This is a genomic window from uncultured Campylobacter sp., from assembly GCF_938030815.1.
GTDB lineage: Bacteria > Campylobacterota > Campylobacteria > Campylobacterales > Campylobacteraceae > Campylobacter_B.
The window spans coordinates 1-4,282 of record NZ_CALHII010000206.1; the positions used below are offsets into that span (position 1 = coordinate 1).

The window sequence follows — 4,282 nt, forward strand, 5'->3', positions numbered from 1 at the left end:
AAATTAATCATTTATTTTATATTAATTATCAAGACGTTTTAAAATCATTAGAATTTTATCTCCGAATGCTTTATTATCATTAAATAAAGCTAAATGATAAAATATAATTTAAATATCGCTCATCAAAATTTTAGTAAAAATTAAATCTATTTTTGATAAAATCGCTCATTTTTTTGGCAAGGCACTTTGCTAAATTTATAAAAATTTTTAAAATTTTTAAGGAGAGCTTATGGGCATTATGGAATTTTTAGCGCATTACGTGGATTACATTATCTTTGCGATCCTCGGATTTATGAGCTTTTTAGTCGTGTGGTTCAGTATCGAAAGGCTGCTTTTTTATTCGAAGGTTAAAGCTAGCAATTACAAAAGCAAGGCGCTTTACGAAGAGGCTCTGACAAAAAATTTAACGACGCTTTATATTGTTTATTCAAATGCCCCGTACATTGGTCTTTTAGGTACTGTTATTGGCATTATGATCACATTTTTTGATATGAGTACCGCAAGCGGTATCGATACCAAGGCTATCATGCAAGGTCTCTCGCTTGCCCTTAAAGCTACGGCTACCGGTCTAGTCGTCGCCGTACCTACGCTCATCATCTACAATGGCTTTGTTCGCAAGGTAGATGTGCTTCTAAACCGCTACGATGAGGTTAAATAAATGAGCATTCCTAGACGAGACGGGCTAAATATCGTCCCGTTCATCGACATTATGCTGGTGCTGCTAGCGATCGTGCTTAGTGTCTCGACTTTCATTGCGCAGGGGCATATTAAGGTAAATCTTCCATCTTCTTCAAGCTCGCAAAACCCGCAAGAGGATAAAAAAGTTACCATTAAAGTGGATAGCGAATCTAAAATTTATCTAGACGATATTGCAATAAGCGAGGATGAGCTTGAGAAAAAAATTGCCGCACTCGATAAAAACGATCTTGTCGTATTGAAAAACGATAAAGACTCGAAATTTTCCTCTTTCATTTCTATCATGGATGTCCTAAAAAAGGCGGGCCATGAAAAATTTGCGATCGTGACCGAAAAAGAGCAATGAATAAAGATAGCGCAATAGGCTTCATTGTATCTTTGGTGCTGCATTGCATCATCGCTGTAGGTGTTTTTGTTCTTTTATCGTCGGCACCGAAGCCGCCTAGCATGCCCGATATGATAGCCTTTTCCATCGATAGCATAATGGATGAGGCCAAGCAGGGCGATATCTCCGATGAACCCAATATCCCGCCTCCTTCCGATCAGTCCGAACCGGATCCTGAGCCCGAGCCCATTCCGCCGGAGCCCGAGCCCGAACCGGAACCAACTCCGCCTGAGCCAGAGCCAATACCGGAGCCCGAGCCGATTCCTGAACCGGAGCCTATACCAGAGCCTGTAGTCGAAAAACCAAAACCGGTCGAAAAGCCTAAGCCAAAGCCGGTAGAAAAACCAAAACCGATCGAAAAACCTAAGCCGAAAAAAGAGCATAAAGTTCAAAGCAGCGATAGGAATTTAACGGCGAAGTTTGATCCGACAAAGCCTATTTCGCTGGGTAGCGGCGGGGGCGGCGGCTCCAGTAGCGCAGGTGGCGGTAGCGACGCTATAACAAGCCGCGGCGATCCTAGCAATAGCGATGTCGGCAAGAAAATTTTCGCCATCATTTCGCGCTACGCGCAGTCGCACTACCCTAAAAATGCGCAACGTATGCGTAAAATCGGCGTCGTAGGCGTGCACTTTACCTATACGGCAAGCGGAGATGTTAAAGGTCTTCGCGTTACGTCTTCTTCTAATGTCGATTCGCTTGATGAGGGCGCGTTAAGCGCGGTCGAGCGCACCAAAGGTAGCTTTCCAAAGGTCGAAAAGGATATGGAATTTAACTTTAGCATAAAGTATACACTAAATTTTAACTAGCCTTAAAGCTTCTATTAAAAACTTCTGCCTGGGCGGTGAAATTTTAAAAATTCACCGCTCTTGCCGCTTTATTTTAGCTCGCAAAATTCCATCTTGGCAAAGTGAAATTTTAAAATCTGCCTCTCTTGCTGTGCTTCTACTGCTCCGCCGCATGAGCTTTTATAAACGGATTGGCGCCGTGAAATTTAAAATTTAAACGGAGAAAATTATGTCTTTTCAAATTTAGCCAAGCAAGCATCTTATAAGCGTTAAAATTTTAAATTTAAGCTGCGAAATTGCTAGGAAATTCCACTGATTTTAATGGAATTTTTACTATAATTTCGTATGAAATTTAAAAGATTAAAGGAAATTTATGATAGACGTTTACGACTTGGCGGTGATCGGCGGCGGTCCTTGCGGCATCGCTTCCGTAGTAGAAGCCAAAAGAAACGGGCTTGCGCATGTACTTCTGCTCGAAAAGGGCGACAACCACTCTCAAACGATTAGGCAGTTTTACAAAGATAAAAAGCGCGTCGATAAAGAATATAAGGGCTTTGACAGCGAGACGCGCGGCTCTATTTCGTTTGAAACCGGCACAAAAGAGAGTGTGCTAAATTATTTCGACGAGCTCTTAGATAGCGACGAAATCGATACGAATTTCAAAAGTGAGGTCGAAAAGATCGAAAAGCACGCAGATGAGTTTTATATCACGACTAGCTCGGCTGGATACCGCGCGCGCAATGTCATCGTTGCAATTGGCAGGATGGGCAAGCCCAATAAGCCCGCTTATAAAATTCCACCTTCGATCACGCAACGCGTAAATTTCAATCTAGATAAATGCACGATTAATGAAAAAATTCTAGTCGTCGGAGGCGGTAACTCAGCCGCTGAATACGCTATAGCGCTATGTAAAACCAATGTCGTGACGCTTTGCTATCGCAAGGCTAAATTTACCCGCCTAAACGAGACGAACGAAAGCGACGTAATGCGCGAGACCAAATACGGCAACATCATCTTGCGTTTAGGCATCGATATAGAGGCTCTTGAGAATGAAAACGGCAAGGTGCTGGTGAAATTTGATAGTGGCACCGAGCTCGTATTTGATCGCGTGATATACGCGATCGGCGGCACGAGCCCGGTCGATTTTCTTAAAAAATGCGGCATCGCTTACGACGAAAACGGCGTGCCGATCGTGGATGAAAATCTCCAGACTGCCACTAGTGGGCTTTACGTCGGCGGAGATCTCATCAGCAGAAGTGGCGGATCGATCGTGGTGGCGATAAATCACGCCCATACCATCATCAAAAATATCCGCAGATGAGGCTTTATCAGCCTAAAAAGGGTTATCGCTACACGAGCGATACGATTTTTTTGTGGAATTTTATAAGAAGCTCAGGCGTGCGTAAAGCTGACGCAGCATCGCAAAATGGCTCTTGGGCGCTGGGCTGTGGCGCGGAATTTAAAGACGCAGCAGATAGAAGCTTTAATGCAAAATTCTGCGCCGCGGATTACGCAGGCGGCGAAGCGGAATTTTGCGCCGAGGATTGCGCTTTTAGCAAAGAAGAGTCGTATGCCGCTAACCATAGCGTGGGGAATGATCACGATGTTAGCAATACGGGCTGCGCTGAACTTCAGGCGGAATTTAAAAGAGAATTTGAAGCGGGACTTCGGGCGAAATTTCAAAGCGAGCGCTGCAAAAATTCAGATTTTCAAAACGACGAAGCCCAGTATGCTTTAAAGCCTGATATCGCAAGCGGTGAAAATTTTAAATTTTGTGACGAGCAAATCGCGCAGCCTTTAGAATCTAAAAAGACGCACGATAAAGATTTTGCGAGCAAATTTGAAGACGCCAAAGCGCGCAAGGATTTTATTGCGGAGTGCTTGCGTGACGACTGGTTTGCAGTTTGCGATGAGCGTAGTTTAAAAAGCGCGCTAAATCTGCGAGCGATATATGGCGACGTGCTGGATGTGGGCGCAGGATGTGGAATTTTGGGATTTTTGCTAAAACGCGATTTTAAAAGCATCAATCTAAGCTTGCTAGAAATTCAAGAGCGAAATTTAGAAATCTTAAGGCTAAATTCTTTGCAAAACGATCTGCCTGCCGAGATTTTGCACGCGGATTTTGCGGAGTTTAAAAGCGAGAAGCGTTTTGACTTTATCGTTTCAAATCCGCCATTTTATCGAGAGCGCATTTCGCTTAGCAAAGAGCCTCATATGGCGCTTAGTAAGAGCGCAGCAAGCCTTAGCCTACGGGATTTCGTGCGATCTGCGAATGCTCATCTTAAGCCTGGCGGTACGCTTATTTTTTGCTACGAGGCGGGCAAGCTAGCTAAAATTTGCGAGCTTTTAGGCGAGTTTAGGCTAAATTTGACGAGGCTTGGTTTTGTCTATCCTGACATTTCAAAGCCCGCTAAGC

General features: G+C 43.9%; 5 protein-coding genes. All 5 read left to right on the forward strand.

The window, feature by feature from the left end; translation table 11 throughout:
* Positions 1-238: 238 nt before the first annotated feature.
* Complete coding sequence (exbB, locus tag Q0277_RS08100; protein ID WP_297997136.1) at positions 239-658, forward strand: TonB-system energizer ExbB; 420 nt, start codon at positions 239-241, stop codon at positions 656-658.
* Positions 659-1,042, forward strand: coding sequence for a TonB system transport protein ExbD (gene exbD, locus Q0277_RS08105; RefSeq protein WP_177389020.1), 384 nt, complete (start codon positions 659-661; stop codon positions 1,040-1,042). It abuts the gene before it with no gap.
* Entirely contained in the window at positions 1,039-1,887 is an 849-nt protein-coding gene (locus Q0277_RS08110; protein WP_297997131.1) for an energy transducer TonB, read from the forward strand. Before exbD ends, Q0277_RS08110 begins: the two co-directional genes overlap by 4 nt.
* A gap of 352 nt (positions 1,888-2,239) precedes the next feature.
* A complete protein-coding gene (locus tag Q0277_RS08115) occupies positions 2,240-3,187 on the forward strand; it encodes an NAD(P)-binding domain-containing protein (protein ID WP_297997133.1) in 948 nt (315 codons plus the stop codon).
* Positions 3,184-4,282, forward strand: a 1,099-nt coding sequence (locus tag Q0277_RS08120; RefSeq protein WP_297997135.1) for a methyltransferase, incomplete at its 3' end; no start/stop codon positions are given. The genes Q0277_RS08115 and Q0277_RS08120, both read left to right, overlap by 4 nt.